Here is a 22,625-nt window from a genome sequence, read left to right on the forward strand (position 1 = left end):
GTCATCGCCTGCATGTCCTTAGACTTAACAAAAGCCCTCCCCAAGCCCGGCAACCGCTATGCGCTGCCCGCCCTGTATGGTTCATCCGACGCCTATGCCCTGGCGCTGGCCGCACTGGAATTGAAAGCGCGGGGCCAGATGCTGGCCGTGGTGGTGGCGCAGGCCAGCGACGGCCAGCGCCTGCTCGATGAAATCCCGTGGTTTTGCGGCAAGGAATTGCGCTGCCATTTGCTGCCGGACTGGGAAACCCTGCCCTACGACGCGTTTTCGCCGCACCAGGATCTGGTCTCCGAGCGCCTGGCCACCCTGCACGAAATCCAGACGCGCCAGTGCGACGTGCTGATCGTGCCGGCCACCACGGCGCTGGTGCGCCTGGCGCCGCCGTCCTTTTTGGCCGCCTACACCTTCTTCTTCAAGAAGGGCGAAAAACTCGACGAAGCGCGCCTGAAGTCGCAGCTGACCCTGGCCGGCTACAGCCACGTCTCGCAAGTGATGTCGCCCGGCGAATACTCGGTGCGCGGCGGCCTGCTCGACCTGTTCCCCATGGGTTCGGCCCTGCCCTACCGGCTTGACCTGTTCGGCGACACCATCGAAACCATCCGCACGTTCGATGCCGACACCCAGCGCTCGCTGTATCCCGTGCATGAAGTGCGGCTGTTGCCGGGGCGCGAGTTTCCCATGGATGAAGCGGCGCGCACCACCTTCCGCAACCGCTGGCGCGAGCAGTTCGAGGGCGATCCATCGCGCTCGGTGGTCTACAAGGACATCAGCAGCGGCATCGCCTCGGCCGGCATCGAATATTATCTGCCCCTGTTTTTTGAACAAACGGCCACCTTGTTCGACTACCTGCCGCCCGACGCCTCGCTGGCCCTGGTGGGCGAGATCGATGCGGCCATCGGCCGCTTCTGGACCGATACCCAGTCGCGCTACCGCTTTTTAAAGGCGGACCGCGAACGGCCGATTTTGCCGCCCGAATCGCTGTTCCTGTCCGACGAGCAGTTCTTCGGCCTGGCCAAGCCGTATCCGCGCCTGGCGATCGCGAAGTCGAACGATGCGCTGGCGTCCGAACTGTCGGCGCCCGTGCCGAACATCGCCGTCAACCGCCGCGCCGACGATCCGCTGGCCAACCTGCGCAGCTACCTGCTGCAAGCGGGTCGCCGCGTGATGATCTGCGCCGAATCGAACGGCCGCCGCGAAACCTTGCAGCAGTACTTCACCGAATACGATCTGCACCTGACGCCCGTCGAAGGCAGCGATGGCTTCCTGCAATCCGACGCCAAGCTGATGCTGGGCGTGGCGCCGCTGCACGCGGGCTTTGAATTGTTCACGCCGGACGGGAATTTATCCTTCATCACCGAGACGGAGCTGTATGCCGGTTCCGGCCGCCGGGTCGGCAGCAGGAAACAGGAAGGCGTGACGCAGGTCGAGTCGATGGTGCGCGACCTGTCGGAGCTGAAAATCGGCGACCCCGTTGTGCACATCAACCACGGCATCGGGCGCTACATGGGCCTGACCAGCATGGACCTGGGCGAAGGCGAAACGGAGTTCTTGCACCTCGAATACGCGAAGGACACGAAACTGTACGTGCCCGTGTCGCAGCTGCACGTCATTTCCCGCTATTCGGGCGCGTCGCCGGAAGACGCGCCGCTGCATTCGCTCGGCTCGGGACAGTGGGAAAAAGCGAAAAAGCGCGCGGCCGAACAAGTGCGCGACACGGCCGCCGAGCTGCTCAACCTGTATGCACGCCGCGCGCTGCGCCAAGGCCACTCGTTCGAATTCTCGTCGCACGACTACCAGCGCTTCGCCGACAGCTTCGGCTTCGACGAAACGCCGGACCAGGCCGAAGCCATCCACAACGTCATCAAGGACATGACTTCCGGCAAACCGATGGACCGCCTCGTCTGCGGCGACGTCGGCTTCGGCAAGACGGAAGTGGCCTTGCGCGCGGCCTTCATCGCCGTCATGGGCGGCAAGCAGGTGGCCATCCTGGCGCCCACCACCCTGCTGGCCGAGCAGCATGCGCAAACCTTCGCCGACCGCTTCGCCGACTGGCCCGTACGCATCGCAGAACTGTCGCGCTTCCGCAGCGGCAAGGAAATCACGCAGGCGTTCAAGGGCATGGCCGACGGCACCATCGACATCGTCATCGGCACGCACAAGCTGCTGTCCGACGACGTGAAGTTTACGCGCCTGGGCCTCGTCATCATCGACGAGGAACACAGGTTCGGCGTGCGCCAGAAGGAAGCGCTGAAAGCGCTGCGCGCGGAAGTGGACGTGCTGACCCTGACGGCCACGCCGATCCCGCGCACCCTGGGCATGGCCCTGGAAGGCTTGCGCGACTTTTCCATCATCGCCACGGCGCCGCAAAAGCGCCTGGCCATCAAGACGTTCGTGCGCAGCGAAGGCGAAGCCATCATCCGCGAAGCGTGCTTGCGCGAACTCAAACGCGGCGGCCAGATCTACTTCCTGCACAACGAGGTGGAAACCATCCAGAACCGCCTGGCCATGCTGACGGAACTGCTGCCCGAGGCGCGCATCGCCGTGGCGCACGGCCAGATGCACGAGCGCGACCTGGAAAAGGTCATGCGCGACTTCGTCGCCCAGCGCTTTAATATTTTGCTGTGCACGACCATCATTGAAACGGGCATCGACGTGCCGACGGCGAACACCATCATCATGCACCGCGCCGACAAGTTCGGCCTGGCGCAGCTGCACCAGCTGCGCGGCCGGGTCGGACGCTCGCATCACCAGGCCTACGCCTACCTGCTGGTGCACGACGTGCAAGGTCTCACGAAACTCGCGCAGCGCCGCCTGGACGCCATCCAGCAGATGGAAGAACTGGGCAGCGGCTTTTACCTGGCCATGCACGACCTGGAAATCCGCGGCGCCGGCGAGGTGCTGGGCGAGAGCCAGTCGGGAGAGATGACGGAAATCGGCTTCCAGCTGTATTCGGACATGCTCAACGAAGCCGTGCGCTCGCTGAAAGCCGGCAAGGAGCCGGACCTGGCCGCGCCGCTGGCCTCGACCACCGAGATCAACCTGCACGTGCCGGCCCTGCTGCCGGCCGACTTCTGCGGCGACGTGCACGAGCGCCTGTCGATCTACAAGCGCCTGGCCAACTGCGCCACGCAAGAGAAGATCGACGATATCCAGGAAGAGCTGATCGACCGTTTCGGCAAGCTGCCCGACGCCGTCAAGGCCCTGGTCGAAACGCACCGGCTGCGCATCGCGGCGAAAACCGTGGGCATCGTCAAGATCGACGTGCATGGCGAGGCGGCCACCCTGCAATTCATGGCCAAGCCGCCGATCGACCCGATGCGCATCATCGACCTGATCCAGAAAAACCGCCATATCAAGCTGCATGGCCAGGACAAACTGAAAATCACGGCCGCCATGCCGGACCTGGCCGCGCGCGTGACACAGATCAAGACCACCATCAAGCAATTGACGGTGTAGACCATTTCGATACTTAATGCAGGACTGCCCCATGACCAATACCAAGAGCATCACCATGAATCTGATCCTGCAGGGTCTGGACGGCGATAGCGCACGCCTCGAACGCATCGCCGCGCTGGCCGCGCCGACCTCCATCACGCGCCTGGGCCCGAACGCCGTGCGCTGCGAACAGATCGCCTACTCGCCCGCGCTGCGCCCCACCATCGAAGTGGCGGCCCAGGCGGCGCAGCTGGACGCCACCTACATGATGGGGCAGCGCGAACTGGCCGAATTCAAGCTCGTGGCGATGGACATGGATTCGACCCTGATCACCATCGAGTGCATCGATGAAATCGCCGACATGCAGGGTCTCAAACCGCAGGTGGCGGCCATCACGGAAGCGGCCATGCGCGGCGAACTCGATTTCGCGGCCAGCCTGAAACAGCGCGTGGCCCTGCTCGAAGGCCTCGATGCGTCGGCCCTGCAGCGCGTCTACGACGAGCGTTTGAAACTGTCGCCGGGCGCGGAAACCATGCTGGCGGCCGTGCAAAAAGCCGGCCTGAAAACCCTGCTGGTATCGGGCGGCTTTACCTTCTTCACCGAGCGCCTGAAGGAACGCCTGGGCCTCGACTACACGCATGCGAACGCACTGGAAATCGTCGACGGCAAGCTGACGGGCAAAGTGTTAGGCGGTATCGTCGACGCCGAGGAAAAGCAGCGCACGGTGGAGCGCGTGTGCAAGGAGATGGGCATTTCCCCATCCGAAGCCATCGTCATGGGCGACGGCGCGAACGACTTGAAGATGATGGGCATCGCCGGCCTGTCCGTGGCCTTCCGCGCCAAACCCGTGGTGCGCTCGCAGGCCGACGTGGCGCTGAACTTCGTGGGACTCGATGGCTTGCTCAATGTATTGACCTGAGTTGATGCTCTCTGGCGGACGGTGCGCGCAGGGATGCATATTTTTGCTATATTGCAAACTTATGATCATTCCGCCAACCCACCGTGAAAGTACACCGCATGCCGCTACCGCTGCCAGAAGAGATACAACGCCACCTGGATGTGTTTGTCGCCGCCGGGCAAAGCGCCTTTGGTGACGACCTTGCCGCCGCCGTGCTGTTTGGCTCGGCCGCCGATGGCCAGGTGCGCGCCACTTCCGACGTCAACCTGCTGTTGCTGCTCAAGCGCTTTACGCCGCAGGCGGCCGATGCGCTGCGCGGACCCTTGCGCCTGGCGCATGCCGCCATCGATCTGCAGGTGATGTTCCTGCTCGAGAGTGAATTGACGCAGGCCGCCGACGCCTTCGCCGTCAAGTTCGCCGACATCATCGCGCGCCACAGGGTGCTGCATGGCGTCGACCCTTTCGCCAGCCTGCACACCAGCCGCGACGCCGTGCTGCGCCGGCTGCGGCAAGTGCTGCTGAACCAGCAGGTGCGCATGCGCGAACGGTATATGCTATTGAGCCTGAATGAAGAACAGCTGGCCGGCGCCATCGCCGACGCGGCCGGCCCCCTGCGCGCGGCCGCAGCCTCGCTGGCGCAGCTCGAGGGCAAGCCTGCGCTGTCCGGCAAGCAGGCGCTCGAAGCGTTTGTCGACCAGCTGGGCGAGCCGGCCCTGCACGCCGCCTTGCAAGCCATGTCGGCGGCGCGCGAAACGGCGCGCCTGCCGCCGGGGCAGGCCCTGCCCGCCTTTACGGGCTTGATGACGATTACCGGACACTTGCGCGAGCACGCGGAGCAGATGCGGTGAACGGCCTCAATCCCTTTGACTGGAGCGGACCCTGGTTCCTGCTGGCCTATCTGATCTTCGGCGTGCTCGTGTACTACCTCGCGCGCGAGCTGCTCATACGCATGGAATTGCGCAATCCGCACGCCCAGCTGTCGCTGGCCGATGATCCCTACCGCATCGCCTACCTGCGCGGCGGTGCGCTTGAAGCCGTGAAAATCGCCGCCATCGTGCTGGTCGACCGCGGCTTGCTGCGCGCCGATGGCCCGCTGCTGGAGACGGCCAGCGCCGACAGCCTGCGCTTTGCCCGCCATGACATCGAACGCGACGTGCTGCGGCTGTACCTGGGCCGCCAGGGTCACAGCAAGGAACTGGCCGTGCAGGCCGAGATGCTGCCGTCATGCCGCGCCTACCAGGAGACCTTGACGCAGCAGGAATTGCTGGTCGGCCCGCCGCTGCTGCGCCGGCGCGAACGCATCACCTGGGCCGCGCACTGGCTGCTGCTGACGGTGGCCGCCGTCAAGGCCGTCATCGCCATCAGCCGCCAGCATTACAACCTGCTGTTCCTGGCGGTCCTGCTGGTGATTTTTCTCCTGATGCTGCGCGGCTTGCGCACCCAGGCGACCAGCTGGAGCGCGCAGCGGCTGCTGACCGACCTGCGCATGCTGTTTGGCCGTCTGAACATGCGCTCGTCGCGCCTGAACGCAGGCAGCAGCAGCGCCGACATGGCCCTGCTGGCGGCCATCTTCGGCCTCGGCGCCCTGCCCTTGTCCGTGTATGCCTACGTCGCCGAGCTGTACCCGGTGCCCCGGCCGCAGCAGGGCGGCAGTTCGACGTCGAGCGACTCGGGCGATTCCTCATCGGGCGGCGACGGCGGCGGTTCGTCCTGCGGCAGCGGCTGCGGTGGATGCGGCGGTGGCTGTGGCAGCTAGCCAGGGCGCCACGCGCGACCGCGTCGGCCTGGGCTGGCGCGGCGAACTGGCTGCCGGCATCGTGTCCAACCTGGCGCGGATCGACGTGCTGGAAGTGATCGCCGACGATTATTACCGCGCCTCGCGTACCGGCATCGCGGCCCTGTGCAGCCTGGCGCGCCAGGTGCCGGTCAGCCTGCATGGCGTGGGCATGGGGCTGGCCTCGACGATTCCCGCCGACCCGCGCCGCCTGCATGCGATGGCGCGCCTGATGAAAGAAGTGCAGGCCGAATCGTGGTCCGAGCACCTGAGTTTCGTGCGCGCCGGCGGCGTGGAAATCGGCCACCTGGCAGCGCCGCCGCGCACACCACGCAGCGTCGCCGGGGCGATCGCCAATATCGCACTGGCCACGCGCATCGTCGGCTGCGCGCCGCTGATGGAAAACATCGCCACCCTGCTCCAGCCGCCCGCCAGCACCCTGGACGAAGCCGAGTGGGTGGCGCAAATTATCCACGGCGCGCAAGTGCCGCTGCTGCTCGACCTGCACAACCTGTATGCGAATGCCGTCAATGCCGGCGAATCGCCGCAGGAACTGCTGCTGCGCCTGCCGCTGGACAGGGTCGGCGCCGTGCACCTGAGCGGCGGCCACTGGATAGACGCGCCGGGCGGCGGCCAGCGCCTGCTGGACGACCACCTGCACGACGTGCCACCCGAAGTCTTCGCTTTATTGACGGTGCTGGCGCGCCAGGCGCCGCAACCGTTGACGGTGATCGTCGAACGCGACGGCAATTACCCGTCGTTCGAGCATGTGCTGGGCCAGCTGGAGCTGGCGCGCGCGGCCTTGCGCGCAGGGCGAAACACATGAGTTCCCCCGCACTGGAAACCTACCTGGCAAAGCTGTACATGGACGACGCCCTGCGTGCCGCCTTCCTGCTCGATCCCCGTGCGCACGCTTTGCAGCATGGCTTGTCGCCAGAGGAAGCGGAGGCGATGGCGGCGATGGACCGCGTCGGCCTGCAGATGGCGGCGGCCAGTTATCGCGCCAAGCGGTCCGCGCACGGCAGCAAGGCCAGGCCGGCGCAACCGTGGTGGCGCCGGCTGCTGCAAGCCTGGCGCTGAGCGCCCGCTACAGCTGCCACACGCGCAGCGGCAGCAGTCCCCACCAGGCCAGCACCAGCAGCAGTTGCAAGGCCGCCAGCAAGGCGACCCAATCCCATTTCGCCCACGAACCCGCCTCGGCCGCCGTGCCGCGGCTGCGCCAGCAGCGCGCCAGGCCGAACGCCGTCGCCAGCGGCAGCGCGCCCGTCGCCAGCGCCAGCAGCACGCTGGCGATGGTGACGTCGCCCAGGCGCAGATAGGACTGGAAATAGAAGAACGGCAGCGGCAAGAGCAGCGCCAGCATAGCCAGCAAAGGCGCGAACAGATGGTCGCCCCGCTCCAGGCTGCGCAGCGCGGCGCGCCACACGCCCACCACCAGCACGTACAGCAAGCCGGCAACGCCCAGCGCCAGGCTGCCCCACAGCACCAGCATGCGCAACATCGACGCGCGCTCGTAGCTGCGCAAGCCGTCGCTGAGCACATGCTTGCCATCCTCCTGCATCAGCACGTGCGACGGCGTGCTGCGGTCGCTGGCGCGGAACAGCAGGCCACCCACCGGTTCCAGTTCCTTTGGCTCGCCCTGGAATGGGATCAGGAACAGCGATTCACCATCCCATTTCAGGCGCGTAAAACCGAAGACGGCGTCGACCCAGGCCATGCTGGCCATGGGACTGGGCGAAGGCACATACACGCCCTGCCAGTTTTCCACCGTGGGCGCGGGCGTGCCGCGCGGGGCCGGCGCGCGCAGCGGCAGTTCCAGGTCGCGCAGCAGCAGGCGGTTGAAGCGTTCATAGTCGGCTTGCTCCGCATCCGTATTGAAAGCGACGAAGAAGGCGCTGTCCTGCTCCGGATAGAGGCACAGCATGGCGCGGAAACCCACGGCCGTGCCAGGATGGCAGGCGCCCACCACGTTGTGGCGGTCGCGCACGGCCAGCGCCAGGCCGTGGCCCGTGGCCAGGCCCGCCTGCGCCGCATCCGTGTCGGCCGGTTCGGACAAGGCCCCCATCAGCGCCAGGTCGATGAAGCGCTTGCCCTGCAGCTTGCCGTCGCCCATCAGGAATTGCGCCAGCTTGGCCATGTCGGCCGCCGTGGTGGTAAATTGCGCGGCCGGACGCAGGTATTGCGCCACGGCCGGCTGCGCCACGCCATGCTCGAAGTGGCCCATGGCCAGGCGCGGGTCCGCATGCGCTCCCGCCTGCGTGCTCATTTGCGTACTCATTTGCGTAACATAGGCAAACGTGCTGTCCGCCATGCCCAGCGGCAGCAGCAGCTGCGCATCGAGGTAGCGTTCATACGGCTGGCCCGCGACCTTCTCGATCACCATGCCCAGCAAGCCATAGCCCATGTTCGAATACGCATAGCGGCTGCCGGGACGCGCGCGCACGCGCAGCAGATTGCGGTCGCCGTCAAAGGCGGCAGCCAGCGGTGCATCCGGCGCCGGGTTCAGGCTGAACGCCTGCCAGAAGCGCACGTTATCGAGGCCGGATGTATGCGCCAGCAGGTGGCGGATGCGCACGGGGTCGCTGGCCTGCCACGGGTTTTTCAGCGCCAGTTCCGGCAACACTTGCTGCAAGGGCGTGTCGAGCGTGAGCTTGTCTTCGCTGACCAGGCGCAAGACGCCCAGCGCCAGCGCCACCTTGCCCACGGAGCCCACTTGTACGCGCGTATCCGCCTGCATGGGCATGTGCCTGGCGGCATCGCGCAGGCCGGACGCACCGACTTTGACTGTTCCGTCAGGCAAGACTTCACTCCAGACGGCGCCCGTCAGGCCCTCGTCCTTCAAGCCGGCGGCGAACTCCGCGTCCAGGGGAGCGGCGGCGGTGTGGGCTGCGGTGGCGCACAGCAGCAAGGCCGGCAAAGCCTGGCGCAGCCATGACCTGGCGCGCGCGGCCAGGGCGCGATAGCGATCTCGTTTCAACAATGTATTCTGCCTTTTTGCATGGACTGCGCTCCTGCCCCGCTTTGCTTGTTACAATTAAAAATTGAGCAACGACGGGAGCTTTCATGTCACAAGATATTATTTTGGATACCCAACTCCAGCAGACCAAGAACCTGGCCTGGTGGTTGTACCTGATACATGGCGCCAGCTTTGTGTTTTCGCTGGGCGCGTTTTCCTTCATTCCGCTCATCATCAATTATGTGAAGCGGGGCGAGGCGGCCGGAACCTTCGTGTACAGCCATCACAGCTGGATGATCCGTTCCTTCTGGTGGTATCTGGCCTGGATCGTCGTCGGCGCCATCCTGTGGATCACGCTGATCGGCATTCCGCTGGCCTTCCTCGTGTGGGGCGTGGCCTGGCTGTGGAAGGCGTACCGCCTGCTGCGCGGCTTCATCGACCTGAACAACAACAGCCCCGTCCCCATGTAACGGCTGTGCGGGCAAGCCACCGTGCTTGCCCGCACACCGCTACATCGCCGCGAACGCCCGTTCGATATCGGCGATCAAATCCTGCGGTGCTTCCAGTCCCACATTCAGGCGCACGAGCTGGCCCGGCAACTGCCAGCCCTTGCGCATGGCAGCGATGCGGTACGGCATCACCAGGCTGTTCGCGCCGCCCCAGCTGTAACCAATCTTGAACAATTGCAAGGCATCGACGAAGCGGTCCGTCTGCGCCTCCGTGTAGCTGGCATCGAACAGCACGGAAAACAGGCCGCCCGCGCCCGTGAAATCGCGCTGCCAGATGGCGTGGCCGGGGCAATCGTCGAAAGCCGGATGCAGCACCGTGGCAATCTCGCTTCTCCCCTTGAGCCAGGCGGCCACCGTGCGCGCGCCCGCATCGTGGGCGTCGAAGCGCAGCTTCATGGTGGGCAAGCCGCGCAGCACCAGGTAGGCGTCGTCCGCCCCCACGCCCATGCCCAGACGCATGTGCGCCTGCGCCAGGCGCTCGTGCAGCGCCCGCTCGCGCGTGATCAGTGCGCCCATCAGCACGTCGGAGCCGCCCGACTGGTATTTCGTCAGCGCCTGCATGATGATGTCCACGCCCAGGTCGAAACCGCGCAAGGCCAGGCCGGCCGACCAGGTGTTATCCAAAGCCACCAGCACGCCGCGCGCATGGGCGACCGCGCAGATGGCGGGCAAATCCGGCACTTCCATCGTCACGGAACCCGGTGCTTCCGTCCAGATCAGTTTGGTGTTGGGCTGGATCAGGGCGGCGATGCCGGCGCCGATGAGCGGATCGTAATAGCGGGCCGTGATGCCGAAATCTTGCGCCAGCCAACGCCCCAGTTCGCGGTTCGGGTTGTAGATATTTTCCGGTAACAAAACGTCATCGCCCGTTTTCAGCAGGGCAAAGTCCGCCATGGCGATGGCCGCCAGGCCAGACGGCGCCAGCAGGCAGTACTTGCCCCCTTCGATCTCGGCCAGCCGCGCTTCCAGGGTGAAGGTGGTGGGTGTGCCGTGCAAGCCATAGGTGTAGGCGTTCTTCTCTTTCCAGTCGCCCGAGCGCATGGCCGCCACGTCCTTGAACAGCACGGTCGATGCGTGATGAATGGCGTTGGGAAACGCGGCAAAGCCTTGCGGCGCCTGGTAATCGCTGTGGATCAGCGCGGTTTGCGGAGATTTGGTCTGGGTCATGGCGTCGGGAAATAAAAAAAGGCGGATCAGCAATTGCTGATCCGCCTTGATTGTAAGGGCTTTACGCCCTGTACGCCGTACACATGACAGAGTGTTACACCTGCATAAAAAACGTTCAGGCCACGGCGCGCTGCCGAAGACAGTACCTTACTGTACGGCAAGGCAGCGCAACGCCGGCATGGACGTTTTTTACTCGGCGGCGCCCCACAAGTCATGCGCATCCGCGGACGTGATGGTCACGTCAACGAATTGCCCCACCGCCAGCTTGCGGTGCGGCTCGAATGGCGGTTTCACATACACGACGCCATCGATTTCCGGCGCGTCGGCGGACGAGCGGCCCACGCCGCCGGAGCGGGTGACTTCATCGATCAGCACGCGCACAGTCTTGCCGACCTTGGCTTGCAGGCGTTTCTTGGAAATTTCTTCCTGCAGCAGCATGACGCGGCCGCGGCGCTCTTCGCGCAGCTCTTCCGGCACGGGATTGGCGATTTCGTTGGCCGTCGCGCCTTCGACGGGCGAATAGGCGAAGCAGCCCAGACGGTCGATCTGCGCTTCCTTGAGGAAGTCGAGCAAATACTCGAATTCCGCTTCCGTTTCGCCAGGGAAACCGGCGATGAAGGTCGAGCGGATGGTCAGGTCCGGGTTGATGGCGCGCCAGGCCTGGATGCGGTCCAGGTTTTTCTCGCCGCTGGCCGGACGCTTCATGCGCTTGAGTACATCCGGGTGCGCGTGCTGCATCGGAATGTCGAGGTATGGCAGGATGTGGCCGCCGCTCATCATCGGGATGATCTGGTCCACGTGCGGGTACGGATACACATAGTGCAAGCGCACCCAGGCGCCGTAAGACTTGGCCAGTTCGCCCAGCGCTTCCGTCAGCTGCGTCATGTGGGTTTTCACGGGACGGCCATTCCAGAAGCCGGAGCGGAATTTCACGTCCACGCCATATGCGGAGGTATCTTGCGAAATGACCAGCAATTCCTTGACGCCGGCCTTGAACAGGTTTTCCGCTTCGATCATCAGTTCACCGATCGGACGCGAGACGAGGTCGCCGCGCATCGATGGGATGATGCAGAAGCTGCAGCGGTGGTTGCAGCCTTCGGAAATTTTCAGGTAGGCATAGTGCTTCGGCGTCAGCTTGACGCCTTGCGGCGGCACCAGGTCGAGGAACGGCGCATGCGGCTTCGGCAGGTGGAAATGGACGGAATCCATCACTTCGGCCAGCGCGTGCGGACCCGTGACGGACAGCACTTTCGGGTGCACCTTCATGATGATGTCGTCGCCGGCAGCATCTTTCTTGGCGCCCAGGCAACCGGTCACGATGACTTTACCGTTTTCAGCCAGCGCTTCGCCGATGGCGTCGAGCGACTCTTGCACGGCAGCATCGATAAAACCGCAGGTATTGACGATCACCAGATCGGCGCCAGCGTAGGATTTCGCCGTTTCGTAGCCTTCGGCGCGCAGTTGGGTCAGGATTTGTTCGGAGTCGACCAGCGCTTTCGGGCAGCCGAGCGAGACAAAGCCCACTTTCGGCGCCGCACCTGGCATGGCCAGCATGGCCTCGGGCTGGGCGGAAGGAACAGGAATACGGTGAATTTCAGACATAGTTGGCAGCTAGTAAAATGGTGAGGCGAATCGGCTATTGTACCCCGAGCCGCACCTTGCTGGCAGAACTATGCTGTTTTGATGACGCCGATACAACTCCCGGGCGATCAAAGCGCCCGGTGAGCGTGTGGCATGGACTACTTTTTGTCCGTCGGTGGGGCCGGCGGAACAAACGGGAACGTGCCGAACAGGTTCTTGCTCTGGCTCTGCATCTGTTCCTGCATCTGCACGAACAGGCTCTTGCTCTGGTCGATGTAGTTGTTCATCATGCCTTGCATCATCGGGCCCTGGACATTCATGAACTGGGTCCACATTTCCGGGCTGAAAGGCTTGCCTTCGAAACTGCCGGCCGACGTGCCCGTGAATTTGTGCTGGATATCGGTGAACGCTTGCACGTTCTTTTCCAGGTAGGATCCCATCATGCCCTGCATGGCGTGGCCATAGTAGCGGATGATCTGCGACAACACGCTGCTCGAGAACATGGGCGCGCCGTTCGCTTCCTCTTCCAGAATGATTTGCAGCAAGATGCTGCGCGTCAAATCTTCATTGGATTTGGCATCGACGACGGTAAACACCTCATTGTCCAACACCAGCTGCTTGACGTCCGTCAAGGTGATGTAGGAACTGGTTTGCGTGTCATACAGACGGCGGTTGGGATATTTTTTAATCAGGCGGTCTATACTTTTTTTTGCACTACTCATCACAAGTTCCACTTATTGCGCCGCAGCGCATACTGAGTTAATCCGAAAAAAAAGCGAACGTGGGTCCGCTTTCGCACCTGCCTACTTTTTCCATTATAGAGTGGAAAATGGCTCCATTGCACATCAGGGTAGTAGATTCCCATATTTATTGCAACGCAACTAAGAGTAGATTCCTGACAAGACCGGAGATTACGCCGGTCTTGCCTGCCGAGAAGCTTTTGTAAACTAGTCCGCCCTGACTTTAACATACCGTCCCGGCGCCGGCTCGATTGCCGCGTGGCGCTTGTTGCCCGGCTTGCCTGGCGCCTTCACCTGCGCGCCGCCGTGTTCGGCAAGGAAGGCCGCCCATTCGGGCCACCAGCTGCCCACGTGCTCGGTCGCGCCTTCCATCCATTGCTCGGCAGTCAAAGGCTTGGCTTTCGCCGTGCGGGCGGTTTTAGCTGCATCATTGCTCCAGTAACTACGCTTTTTCTTCGAGGCAGGATTGATCACGCCGGCGATATGGCCCGAAGCACCGAGGATGAAACGGTTGGCTTTCGGCTTTTTCGGGTTCAGCAAGGCCGTGCTGGCGTAGGCCGCGCCCCAGGGCACGATATGGTCTTCGCGCGAACCGTAGATGAAAGCGGGCGCGTCGATACTGCTCAGGTCGACCTTTTCGCCGGCCACCGTCAGCTTGCCCGGCACTTTCAGGCTGTTTTCCAGGTAAGTGTTGCGCAGATACCAGCAGAACATGGGGCCCGGCAAGCCCGTGCCGTCACCGTTCCAGTACAGCAAGTCGAACGCGGGCGGCTCCTTGCCTTTCAGGTAATTCGATTGCACATAGTTCCACACGAGGTCGTTCGGCCGCAGACTCGAGAAAGTGCTGCCCAGGTCGCGGCCCGACATCAGGCCGCCCTTGGCCAGGGACTGTTCGCGCAGCGCCACTTGCGGTTCGTCGATGAAGACGTCGAGCGCGCCCGTGTCGCAGAAATCGAGGAAGGTCGTCAGCAAGGTCAGGCTGGCGGCCGGATTCTCGCCGCGCGCCTTGAGCACGGCCAGCGCCGTCGAGACGATGGTGCCGCCCACGCAAAAGCCGAACATATTGAGCTTGTCCTGGCCGGAAATGTCCTGCGTGACCTGGATGGCTTCGATCACGCCTTGCTCGACATAATCGTCCCACGTCAGGTGCTGCATGCTCAGGTCCGGATTGCGCCAGGACATCAGGAACACGGTATTGCCCTGCTCCACCGCATAGCGCACGAGCGAATTTTCTGGCTGCAAGTCAAGGATATAGAATTTATTGATGCATGGCGGCACCATCAGCAGCGGCCGCTGGTATACCGTGGGGGTGCTTGGCGTGTACTGGATCAGCTGGAACAAGGCGTTCTCGAACACCACCGTGCCCGGCGTGGTGGCCACGTTGCGCCCCACTTCGAAGGCCGACTCGTCGGACTGCGAGATGCGGCCCTTCTGCATGTCGGCCAGCATATTGCTCAAGCCCTTGGCCAGGCTCTCGCCCTTGGTCTCGATCAGGGTTTGCTGGGCGTCGGGATTGGTGGCGAGAAAGTTGGCAGGCGACATGGCGTCGACGATTTGCTGCACGGCAAATGCAATCTTTTGCTTCTGGTGCGGCGTCGCTTCCACGGCATCGGCCATGGCGCTGAGAAACTCCGCATTCAGCAGGTAAGCTGCCGCATTGAAGGCCGACAGTGGGCTAGCGTGCCAGGCGGGCGCGGCGAAGCGGCGGTCTTTCAGCTCCGGCGCCTTGCCGGCCATAAAGTCGGCCCACAAGCCCGTCAGCTTGGCCACGTAGGCATTTTTCAGTTGCTCGATCGCTTCCGGCTTGATGCTGGCGCCCGCATCCTGCAAAATGCCGGCAATCGGATTGCCCTGGGGCTGCGGTACCATGTTGAACCACGTCTTCCACTGCTCAGGATTGCTGATCTGCGCCATCCATTCTTTGGTCATCATTTGAGGATCGGGCATATTCATAGATGTATGTAAGTCCATTCAAGATTGAGGGACGCCGAACAAAACCTACTGCGCGTCGGTATAGGCGGCCTGCGATGCTCACCGTACTAGAGTACGGTTGCGCTTCTTAGCCACCTCTCCCTTCCGCTCGCTACGGTTTTGTTCGGCGCCGAAACGTAGTCGAAAAATAAATACTTTAGGATCACCTGCATGCAAACTTTTACTGACTGCCACTACCAATGATGCTCATGACCGCTGTTGCCTGGATCTATGTCGTCGGCCTCATGGCGCTGACGGAACCGTCCATCGTCGCCGGGGTGATGACCTTCGTGCTGTACTGCGTCATCCCCCTGTCCATCCTATTCTATCTGACAGGCTCGCGGAGACGCAAACGCAAGGCCGAGCTAAAAGCCCGCGCACTTGCCTCAGCAGACGATAAAACAAAAACGGCAGACACATAAGTGTCTGCCGTGCAGATTATTTGCGCCAGATCAAGCTGGCCTGTCTTCCCGTGACGCCATCGCGCCGGTACGAGTAAAACTGCGCCGCATCGCTGACGGTGCAATATTCCCCGCCCGCCACTTGCGCCACGCCATCGCGCAGCAGCATGGTGCGCGCCAGCGCGTAGATGTCGGCCAGGTACTTGCCCGGCTTGCCTGCGATGGCGGCGAAAGTGCTGGATAACACTTGCCGCTCGGCATCATCACGCGCGCCGTCGCGGAACGCTTGCAGCACGTCCTGCCCCACTTCGAATTGCTGCGGACCAATGGCCGGCCCCAGCCAGGCGAGGATGTCCGTCGCGCCCTGAGCCCGCATGCTTTCCACCGTGCGCTGCAAGACGCCATTGGCCAGCCCGCGCCAGCCCGCGTGGGCCGCACCGACAACGAGGCCATCCGTCGAGCAGAACAGCACCGGCAGGCAATCGGCCGTCATCACCACGCACACGGCGCCAGGCTGCGCCGCCACGCTGGCATCGGCGTCCGGCACGTAGCCATCCAGCTTGCCGGCATCGGCCACGGCCACGCCATGCACCTGCGACAGCCAGGCCGGCTCGGCAGGCAGGATGGCCGCCAGCCGCGCCCGGTTGGCGGCCACGTGCGCGGGCTCGTCACCCACGTGCGTGCCCAGATTCAAGCCACCGCCGCCCTGCCCGTCACCATACGGCTCCTGGCTGACGCCGCCCGCGCGCACTGTCGCCAGCGCGCCCACGTTCGCGGGCAAGCCGGGCCAATCGGGTACAAGGCAAGGCAACGGCGACGTCATCAGACCTGTTCCGGCTCGGGAATGCCGGCGGTGGCGATCAATTGCGCGAAATCATCGGCCAGCGGCACGATCCACTCGCACGCTTCCAGGGTACCCGGATGCACGAGGCCCAGGCGGCGCGCCTGCAGCGCCTGGCGCGAGAACACGGTCACCAGGTGCTGCTTGCCATACACATGGTCGCCGACCAGCGCAAAGCCCAGATGCTGCATGTGCACGCGGATCTGGTGCGTGCGGCCTGTTTCCAGGCGGCATTGCATCAGGCTCACGGGACGGCGGTCGAGCTCACCGCTGCCGATCAATTCATAGTGCGTGATCGCAGGCTTGGCCGTAAAGTTTTCCGAGACGGCCATCTTGACCCGGTCCCGCGGGTGGCGCGCGATGGACGCGTCGATGGTGCCCGCCATTTTCGGCGTGCCCCACACAAGCGCGAAATACTCGCGTTTGACGGTGCGCGCCTGCAACTGGCGCACCAGGTCCGTTTGCGAGGCGAGGGTCTTGCCGACCACCATCAGGCCGCTCGTATCCTTGTCCAGGCGGTGCACGATGCCGGCGCGCGGCACACCTGCCAGTTGCGGGCAGTGGTGCAGCAAGCCGTTGAGCAGGGTGCCAGACCAGTTGCCGGGGCCCGGATGCACGACCAGTCCGGCCGGTTTGTTGATGACGATGATATGCTCATCTTCGTGCACGATGTTCAATTCCATCGCTTCCGGCTTAAAAGCCTCGTCTTCCGGCGCGCTTTGCGGCAGAATGACGATCTTCTCGTCGCCATAGGCGGTCATGTTGCGTTTGGCAACTTTTCCATCGACGGTCACGAAACCGGCTTCCAGCCACAATTGCAAGCGGCTGCGCGAGTATTGCGGCACCAGCTGGGCGATGACTTTATCGAGGCGGTGGCCGCAGGCGTCCGGCGTCAGTTCCAATGTAATCGGGGCCATTTCCTCGAAGACGTCGTCGGCGGCAAAATCGCCGTCAAACGCCTCTTCGGCAGCATGGTCAGAAAGGGAGTCAAACGCGGGGTCAGCCAAATTAGGCTTCGGAGTTAATATCACAGCATTCCCATCGGCTATAATCAGCCTATTGTAAAATCTTGGTTAAAACCTTCTTGCAAAACGTCATGCAAAAAAAATTATCGTTGGTAGTCGCTTCAGTCGTTCTGCTCGGCATGTCCGCTTGCAGCTTGTTGCCTGAAAAAGTGGATGAGACCAAAAACTGGTCCGTTACGAAATTATACTCGGAGGCGCGTGAAGAAATGGCCGGGCAGCACTATGAAGCTGCAATCGGCCTGTTCCAGAAGCTGGAGGCTAACTATCCTTTCGGCAACTATGCTCTGCAAGCGCAGATGGAGATCGCTTACGCGTATTATAAGGCGGGAGACCAGGCGCAGGCACTGGCTGCCGTCGAACGCTTCATCAAGTTGCATCCGAACCACGCCAATGTCGACTATATGTACTACTTGCGTGGCCTGATCAGCTTTAATGACCAGATCAGCTTCCTGAACTTCCTGTACGAGCAAGATCCGACCGAGCGCGACCCGAAAGCCACGCGCGAAGCGTTTGCGGCCTTCAAGCAACTGGTCGACAAGTTCCCGAATAGTAAATATGCGCCCGATTCGTTGGCCCGCATGAACTATTTGATCGATGCCATGGCGAAATACGAAGTGCACGTGGCGCGCTATTACTTCCGCCGCGGCGCCTTCCTGGCCGCCGCCAACCGCGCGCAAACGACGGTCAGCGACTTCCGTGCCTCGCCGGCCATCGAAGAAGCGCTGTTCATCATGTACCGCTCGTATGACAAGCTGGGCTTGACCGACCTGCGCGACGACGCCTTGCGCGTGCTGACCAAGAACTACCCGAACACGGCATTCCTCAGCCCGGAAGGGGTGAACAAGGAACGCAAGTGGTGGAAGTTCTGGCAGTAAGATAAGAAAAAACCGGGCTAGCCCGGTTTTTTCTTAGCCCAACGGCAAAATCCGGGGTCGTACCCTGAGGGTACGACCCCAGCATTTGCTTTAGGGTTATTCTCCGACCTTGCGCCGAAACACCCAGTTTTTGTCGTTCGACGCTTCCGGCACGAAACCGTAACCGTCGACATCGAACTGCTTCAGCTGTTGCGGATCGCGTATCTGGTTGACAGCCGCATAGCGGGCCAGCATGCCGCGCGCGCGCTTGGCGTAGAACGAGATGATTTTATATTTGCCGTTCTTCCAGTCCTCGAACACGGGCGCGATGACGGGCACGTCCAGCTGGCGCGGCTTGACGGATTTGAAATATTCTTCGGAAGCAAGGTTGACCAGCACTTGCGCGCCATGCTCCTTGGCCGCTCGGTTCAGGCCGTTGGTGATGGTGTCTCCCCAGAACGCATACAGATCCTTGCCGCGCGTGGTCGACAACCGCGTGCCCATTTCCAGGCGGTGCGGGTGAATCAGGTCCAGCGGACGCAGCAAGCCGTACAGGCCCGACAGGATGCGCACGTGCGACTGGGCATAGTCGAGCTGGGCCGGCTGCAGGCTGCGCGCCTCGAAACCGGCATACACGTCGCCATTGAAGGCCATGATAGCCTGGCGCGCTTCCGTCAACTGCGGCGTCCACGACGCATAGCGGGCCACATTGAGGGCGGACAAGGCGTCGGAAATGCCCATCAGGCTACCCACTTCGCTAGGGGAAAACTGGCGCATGCGCTCGATCAGCTGGGCGGAATGGTCGAGAAAATCGGGGGTGCTGTGCAACGAGGTTGTTGGCGGCGTCTCCAGGTCGAGACTCTTGGCGGGCGAAAGCACGATCAACATAAATTATCACTACAGAATAGAATTGCCGACATGATACCTGCTCCACAAAAACTCGTCCTCGACACCAACGTTTGCCTCGACCTGTTCGTCTTCAACGACCCGCGCTGGGCGCCCCTGCTGGCGGCCATGGAAAGCGGCGCCGTGCACGCCATCACGCGCGAAGATTGCCGCGCGGAATACTTGGTCGTGCTGCATTACAAACATCTGCCGCTCGATGAAGCGAGCCGCGCCGTTGCCGCCGCCCGCTTCGACGCCCACATCAGCGTCGTGGCCCCACCCGTCTCTGGCGTGCGCCTGCCCGTCTGCACGGACAAGGATGACCAGAAATTCCTCGAACTGGCGCGCGACGCCAACGCCGACATCCTCATCACCAAGGACAAGGCCCTGCTGAAACTGGCCCGCAAGACGGCCAAGGCCGGCATGTTCAAGATCATGGTGCCGGAAGGCTGGGCCTTGCCAGGCTGAGCCGCCAAAGCCCTGCACGCAAGGGGGCGCGCTGCGCTAGAATGGGACACGATTCCACTTTCCGCACCGCGCCCCTACCGTTCATGAACAGCCCGTCCCTGCCCTACACGACTCCCGCCCTGACCTCGCGCCTGCCTCTTGTGGGCACCACCGTGTTTACCCGCATGTCCAGCCTGGCGGCCCAGCATGGCGCCGTCAACCTGGGCCAGGGTTTTCCAGATTTCGATTGCGATCCAGCCCTGGTCGACCTCGTCAGCGACGCCATGCGCGCCGGCCACAACCAGTATCCGATGATGACGGGCGCCGCGCCCCTGCGCGAGGCGATTGCCGCGAAAATCGCCAGCTTGTACGGCCACGGCTATGACGCCGGCACGGAAATCACCGTCACGGCCGGCGCCACGCAGGCGCTGACCACGGCCATTTTGTGCTGCGTGCATCCGGGCGACGAAGTCATCGTCATCGAACCGGCCTACGACAGCTACCTGCCGGCCATCGCGCTGGCCGGCGGCGTGCCCGTGCTGGTGGCGATGCAAGTGGGTGAACAAGGCTACAGCGTGCCGTGGGACAAGCTGGCCGCGGCCGTCAGCAACAAGACGCGCCTGATCATCATCAATACGCCGCACAATCCGACGGGCACGATCTTGCGTCCCGCCGACGTGGCCGCGCTGGCCGACATCGTGCGCGGCACGCAAATTTTGATACTCTCCGACGAAGTCTACGAACACATGGTGTACGACGGTGTGCCGCACGCGTCGCTCGCGCGCAACCCCGAACTGGCGGCGCGCAGCTTCATCGTCTCCAGCTTCGGCAAGACCTATCACGTGACGGGCTGGAAGATCGGCTATGTGGCCGCGCCAGCCTCCATGACGGCGGAGTTCCGCAAAGTGCACCAGTACAACGTATTTAGCGTCAATACGCCGATGCAGCACGGCCTGGCTGGCTACATGGCCGAGCCGCAGCCCTATCTGGACTTGCCCGCGTTTTACCAGCGCAAGCGCGACTTGTTCCGCGACGGCCTGGCGGGCAGCCGTTTTACCCTGCTGCCTGCCGACGGCACGTATTTCCAGTGCGTGCGCTACGATGCCATTTCGCAAGAGACCGAAGCGCAGTTCGCCGAATGGCTGACGACGCAAATCAAGGTGGCGGCCATCCCTGTCTCCGCGTTTTACACGCAGGGCAAGGAGTCGGGCATCGTGCGCTTCTGCTTTGCCAAGAAAGACGAGACCTTGCGCCTGGCGCTGGAGCGCCTGCGCAGCATATAACCGAGCACTGAACATGGCTTCGCTGCGGCGGGGCAAAGGATGACAGATGGTACAGCGTCGCATCGGCCCGGCCGACCTGGTTCCCGGCGAACCCCTGCCCTGGGATCTGTTTTTGGCCGACCACAGCGCCGGCCCGCAACTGCGCAAGGGACAGATCATCACGGACGGCGCGCAACTGGGCCGTTTGCTGCAGCTGGGCCTGTACGTGGGCGCGCCGGAGCAGCCATCCGTCTTGCGCCTGCTCAATGAAGCGGCGCAGCGCCTGGAACGCCTGCTGCTGGCCTTGCGCAGCGAAAACAATGCCGAGCGCGACGTGCGCGACATCGCCCGCGAACTGCTGCGCGCGCTGGAACACGATGCCGATATCGCCCTGGCCAGCATCCTGCTCAACCAGATCGCTGGCAGCTACGCCGTGCGCCACTGCATCGAAACGGCCTTGCTGGCCATGCTGGTGGGCCGCAGCATGCACAAGTCCCACGATGAACTATTACTGATCGGTGCAGCCGCGCTGACGATGAACGTGGGCATGCTGCGTCACCACGACAGCTTCCAGGACCGGCGCGGCCCCCTGAACGACGAGGAAATGCGCATCGTGCGTCTGCATCCGCAGGAAAGCACGGAATTGCTGCGCTGCGCCGGTGTCGACGACGAGGAATGGCTCAGTTGCGTGCTGCTGCACCACGAAAACGACGACGGCAGCGGCTACCCGCAGGGGCGCACGGCCGATGAAATCCTGCAAAACGCCAAGCTGATCGGCCTGGCCGACCGCTATTGCGCCCGCGTTTCCGCGCGCAACTACCGGCGCTCCATCGTGCCCGACCAGGCGCTGCAGCACATCTTCCTCGACCAGGGCGTGCCCATCGATCCGCTGCTGGGGGAACAGTTCGTCAACCTGCTGGGAAAATATCCGCCCGGAACATTAGTGCGCCTGCGCAGCGGCGAACTGGGGGTGGTGACGCAACGGGGCGCCGGCCACGTGCATCCGCTCAGCGATGCGCTGGGCGCGCCGCTGGCCGCCGCCCAGCTATCGCAGATGACGCCGCGCGACACGGGCGACAGCCAGTTCGCCATCGTCTCGTCGCTGCATGAAGACGATGCGGGCGTGCGCTTCAGCATGCGCAATGTGTGGGGCGACGAGGCGCGGCTGTAGGCCGCCAGGGCAAGGCCGGCGCCAGACCCAATGTCAGCTCACGGTTTCGGCGGACGGATGCCCGTGTACTGCGCGCTGACCAGCAGCCATTGCTTGTCAACAAGCCGAGCCACATAGCCGGCGCGCAGGGCGAAGGTGCGGGCACCCGCTTCCTGATTGAGTCGGTAGGACAGCCGCGCCGAGATGAGCGCCGTATCGCCAAACAGCCGCACCACTGGCTCGTCGACCTGGAGTTGAGGGCTCGGCCGCTTCTGCTCTGGCGCATAAAAGGAGAGCATTTTTTCACGCCCGTCCACCTCGCCGACCGGCGATATTTCCACATAATTCTCGGCCGTCGTGGCTTTCAAGGCAAGCTGATCAAAGTTGTTCTGCGCCTGCGCATGGCGCTGCACCAGAGCCACCAGTTCGGCGTCGCCGGGAGCCGCGTACGCGCTGCCGATCATGCCGAAGGCGCCAAGCAGGCAGGTGGAAAGAAGGTGTGGAAGAGTCAATTTCATGCGTAGTCATCCTGGTCGAAGTCATTGAGAAGCGTCCGTTGATTCCTGCGGCAGCGCCAGTATCGAACACTCGCTTGCGGGCAAACGCATCATGAGGGAGCCCACTGCATGCTATCCGATTGCCCTTTCCGGCGCATGCCATTGCGACAAACGGCTTGATTGGGGGATTGAAACGCCATTTCGAGGACGCGTGGCGGCCGGCTTGATGGCG

At 63.1% G+C, this 22,625-nt stretch carries 21 protein-coding genes; 12 read left to right on the forward strand and 9 right to left on the reverse strand.

The window, feature by feature from the left end; genetic code table 11:
- The first annotated feature begins 12 nt into the window (after positions 1–12).
- From mfd to P9875_RS18490, 6 genes are all read left to right on the forward strand, one after another.
- On the forward strand, positions 13–3,456 hold the full coding sequence (mfd, locus tag P9875_RS18465; RefSeq protein ID WP_278316211.1) for a transcription-repair coupling factor: 3,444 nt from the start codon (positions 13–15) through the stop codon (positions 3,454–3,456).
- Positions 3,457–3,511: 55 nt separating this feature from the next.
- On the forward strand, positions 3,512–4,354 hold the full coding sequence (gene serB / locus P9875_RS18470) for a phosphoserine phosphatase SerB (protein WP_278318847.1): 843 nt from the start codon (positions 3,512–3,514) through the stop codon (positions 4,352–4,354).
- Between the two features lie 98 nt (positions 4,355–4,452).
- Entirely contained in the window at positions 4,453–5,181 is a 729-nt protein-coding gene (locus P9875_RS18475; protein ID WP_278316212.1) for a nucleotidyltransferase domain-containing protein, read from the forward strand.
- Entirely contained in the window at positions 5,178–6,089 is a 912-nt protein-coding gene (locus P9875_RS18480; protein WP_278316213.1) for a TIGR04222 domain-containing membrane protein, read from the forward strand. Before P9875_RS18475 ends, P9875_RS18480 begins: the two co-directional genes overlap by 4 nt.
- Positions 6,073–6,933 carry a DUF692 domain-containing protein gene (locus P9875_RS18485; RefSeq protein WP_278316214.1) on the forward strand — a complete coding sequence of 287 codons (861 nt, stop codon included), beginning with the start codon at positions 6,073–6,075 and terminating at the stop codon, positions 6,931–6,933. The genes P9875_RS18480 and P9875_RS18485 overlap by 17 nt, the downstream gene beginning before the upstream one ends.
- Positions 6,930–7,187 (forward strand): hypothetical protein, encoded by a 258-nt coding sequence (locus P9875_RS18490; protein ID WP_278316215.1) that lies wholly within the window; start codon positions 6,930–6,932, stop codon positions 7,185–7,187. The genes P9875_RS18485 and P9875_RS18490 overlap by 4 nt, the downstream gene beginning before the upstream one ends.
- Positions 7,188–7,194: 7 nt before the next feature.
- On the opposite strand, the gene P9875_RS18495 is transcribed toward P9875_RS18490, so the two are convergent.
- The gene (locus P9875_RS18495) at positions 7,195–9,084 is read right to left on the reverse strand and encodes a serine hydrolase domain-containing protein (RefSeq protein ID WP_278316216.1); all 1,890 of its coding nucleotides are present in this window, start codon (positions 9,082–9,084) and stop codon (positions 7,195–7,197) included.
- A gap of 86 nt (positions 9,085–9,170) precedes the next feature.
- Here P9875_RS18495 and P9875_RS18500 point away from each other — a divergent pair, with 86 nt between their 5' ends.
- Complete coding sequence (locus P9875_RS18500; protein WP_099403110.1) at positions 9,171–9,533, forward strand: DUF4870 family protein; 363 nt, start codon at positions 9,171–9,173, stop codon at positions 9,531–9,533.
- 39 nt (positions 9,534–9,572) lie between these two features.
- Here the strand turns inward: P9875_RS18500 and P9875_RS18505 are convergent, their stop codons facing one another.
- From P9875_RS18505 to phaC, 4 genes are all read right to left on the reverse strand, one after another.
- Complete coding sequence (locus P9875_RS18505; protein ID WP_278316217.1) at positions 9,573–10,739, reverse strand: cystathionine beta-lyase; 1,167 nt, start codon at positions 10,737–10,739, stop codon at positions 9,573–9,575.
- A 189-nt stretch (positions 10,740–10,928) separates the two neighbouring features.
- Entirely contained in the window at positions 10,929–12,284 is a 1,356-nt protein-coding gene (gene rimO, locus P9875_RS18510; protein WP_176389289.1) for a 30S ribosomal protein S12 methylthiotransferase RimO, read from the reverse strand.
- Between the two features lie 194 nt (positions 12,285–12,478).
- Positions 12,479–13,042: a polyhydroxyalkanoate synthesis repressor PhaR gene (gene phaR / locus P9875_RS18515; protein WP_099403108.1), complete on the reverse strand. Its 564-nt coding sequence runs from the start codon at positions 13,040–13,042 to the stop codon at positions 12,479–12,481.
- Positions 13,043–13,267: 225 nt separating this feature from the next.
- The gene (gene phaC, locus P9875_RS18520; RefSeq protein WP_278316218.1) at positions 13,268–14,992 is read right to left on the reverse strand and encodes a class I poly(R)-hydroxyalkanoic acid synthase; all 1,725 of its coding nucleotides are present in this window, start codon (positions 14,990–14,992) and stop codon (positions 13,268–13,270) included.
- A gap of 248 nt (positions 14,993–15,240) precedes the next feature.
- Between phaC and P9875_RS18525 the strand changes: the two genes are divergently transcribed.
- Positions 15,241–15,453, forward strand: coding sequence for a hypothetical protein (locus tag P9875_RS18525; protein ID WP_327062285.1), 213 nt, complete (start codon positions 15,241–15,243; stop codon positions 15,451–15,453).
- Between the two features lie 16 nt (positions 15,454–15,469).
- Here P9875_RS18525 and pgeF read toward each other — a convergent pair whose 3' ends face one another.
- Both pgeF and P9875_RS18535 read right to left on the reverse strand, forming a co-directional pair.
- Entirely contained in the window at positions 15,470–16,255 is a 786-nt protein-coding gene (gene pgeF, locus P9875_RS18530) for a peptidoglycan editing factor PgeF (RefSeq protein ID WP_278316219.1), read from the reverse strand.
- On the reverse strand, positions 16,255–17,280 hold the full coding sequence (locus tag P9875_RS18535) for an RluA family pseudouridine synthase (RefSeq protein WP_102297629.1): 1,026 nt from the start codon (positions 17,278–17,280) through the stop codon (positions 16,255–16,257). Before P9875_RS18535 ends, pgeF begins: the two co-directional genes overlap by 1 nt.
- Positions 17,281–17,369: 89 nt before the next feature.
- Here P9875_RS18535 and P9875_RS18540 point away from each other — a divergent pair, with 89 nt between their 5' ends.
- The gene (locus P9875_RS18540) at positions 17,370–18,173 is read left to right on the forward strand and encodes an outer membrane protein assembly factor BamD (protein ID WP_278316220.1); all 804 of its coding nucleotides are present in this window, start codon (positions 17,370–17,372) and stop codon (positions 18,171–18,173) included.
- Between the two features lie 96 nt (positions 18,174–18,269).
- Here the strand turns inward: P9875_RS18540 and yaaA are convergent, their stop codons facing one another.
- Positions 18,270–19,040 (reverse strand): peroxide stress protein YaaA, encoded by a 771-nt coding sequence (yaaA, locus tag P9875_RS18545; protein ID WP_278316221.1) that lies wholly within the window; start codon positions 19,038–19,040, stop codon positions 18,270–18,272.
- A gap of 30 nt (positions 19,041–19,070) precedes the next feature.
- On the opposite strand from yaaA, the gene P9875_RS18550 reads away from it, so the two are divergent.
- From P9875_RS18550 to P9875_RS18560, 3 genes are all read left to right on the forward strand, one after another.
- Positions 19,071–19,505 carry a putative toxin-antitoxin system toxin component, PIN family gene (locus tag P9875_RS18550; RefSeq protein ID WP_034781135.1) on the forward strand — a complete coding sequence of 145 codons (435 nt, stop codon included), beginning with the start codon at positions 19,071–19,073 and terminating at the stop codon, positions 19,503–19,505.
- A gap of 83 nt (positions 19,506–19,588) precedes the next feature.
- Entirely contained in the window at positions 19,589–20,767 is a 1,179-nt protein-coding gene (locus tag P9875_RS18555) for a pyridoxal phosphate-dependent aminotransferase (protein WP_278318848.1), read from the forward strand.
- A 46-nt stretch (positions 20,768–20,813) separates the two neighbouring features.
- Entirely contained in the window at positions 20,814–21,917 is a 1,104-nt protein-coding gene (locus P9875_RS18560; protein ID WP_278316222.1) for an HD-GYP domain-containing protein, read from the forward strand.
- Positions 21,918–21,955: 38 nt separating this feature from the next.
- Here the strand turns inward: P9875_RS18560 and P9875_RS18565 are convergent, their stop codons facing one another.
- Positions 21,956–22,414, reverse strand: a complete 459-nt coding sequence (locus P9875_RS18565) for a nuclear transport factor 2 family protein (protein ID WP_278316223.1) — start codon at positions 22,412–22,414, stop codon at positions 21,956–21,958.
- Positions 22,415–22,625: the final 211 nt, after the last annotated feature.

Source organism: Janthinobacterium rivuli (assembly GCF_029690045.1).
Lineage (GTDB): Bacteria > Pseudomonadota > Gammaproteobacteria > Burkholderiales > Burkholderiaceae_D > Janthinobacterium > Janthinobacterium rivuli.

Coding starts and splice junctions, on each gene's coding strand:
- P9875_RS18540 (WP_278316220.1), top strand. CDS start 17,370: ATGCAAAAAAAATTATCGTTGGTAGTCGCTTCAGTCGTTCTGCTCGGC.
- phaR (WP_099403108.1), bottom strand. CDS start 13,042: ATGAGTAGTGCAAAAAAAAGTATAGACCGCCTGATTAAAAAATATCCC.
- P9875_RS18560 (WP_278316222.1), top strand. CDS start 20,814: ATGGTACAGCGTCGCATCGGCCCGGCCGACCTGGTTCCCGGCGAACCC.
- P9875_RS18500 (WP_099403110.1), top strand. CDS start 9,171: ATGTCACAAGATATTATTTTGGATACCCAACTCCAGCAGACCAAGAAC.
- phaC (WP_278316218.1), bottom strand. CDS start 14,992: ATGATGACCAAAGAATGGATGGCGCAGATCAGCAATCCTGAGCAGTGG.
- P9875_RS18555 (WP_278318848.1), top strand. CDS start 19,589: ATGAACAGCCCGTCCCTGCCCTACACGACTCCCGCCCTGACCTCGCGC.
- mfd (WP_278316211.1), top strand. CDS start 13: ATGTCCTTAGACTTAACAAAAGCCCTCCCCAAGCCCGGCAACCGCTAT.
- P9875_RS18505 (WP_278316217.1), bottom strand. CDS start 10,739: ATGACCCAGACCAAATCTCCGCAAACCGCGCTGATCCACAGCGATTAC.
- rimO (WP_176389289.1), bottom strand. CDS start 12,284: ATGCCAGGTGCGGCGCCGAAAGTGGGCTTTGTCTCGCTCGGCTGCCCG.
- P9875_RS18490 (WP_278316215.1), top strand. CDS start 6,930: ATGAGTTCCCCCGCACTGGAAACCTACCTGGCAAAGCTGTACATGGAC.
- serB (WP_278318847.1), top strand. CDS start 3,512: ATGAATCTGATCCTGCAGGGTCTGGACGGCGATAGCGCACGCCTCGAA.
- P9875_RS18475 (WP_278316212.1), top strand. CDS start 4,453: ATGCCGCTACCGCTGCCAGAAGAGATACAACGCCACCTGGATGTGTTT.
- yaaA (WP_278316221.1), bottom strand. CDS start 19,040: ATGTTGATCGTGCTTTCGCCCGCCAAGAGTCTCGACCTGGAGACGCCG.
- pgeF (WP_278316219.1), bottom strand. CDS start 16,255: ATGACGTCGCCGTTGCCTTGCCTTGTACCCGATTGGCCCGGCTTGCCC.
- P9875_RS18550 (WP_034781135.1), top strand. CDS start 19,071: ATGATACCTGCTCCACAAAAACTCGTCCTCGACACCAACGTTTGCCTC.
- P9875_RS18525 (WP_327062285.1), top strand. CDS start 15,241: ATGACCGCTGTTGCCTGGATCTATGTCGTCGGCCTCATGGCGCTGACG.
- P9875_RS18565 (WP_278316223.1), bottom strand. CDS start 22,414: ATGAAATTGACTCTTCCACACCTTCTTTCCACCTGCCTGCTTGGCGCC.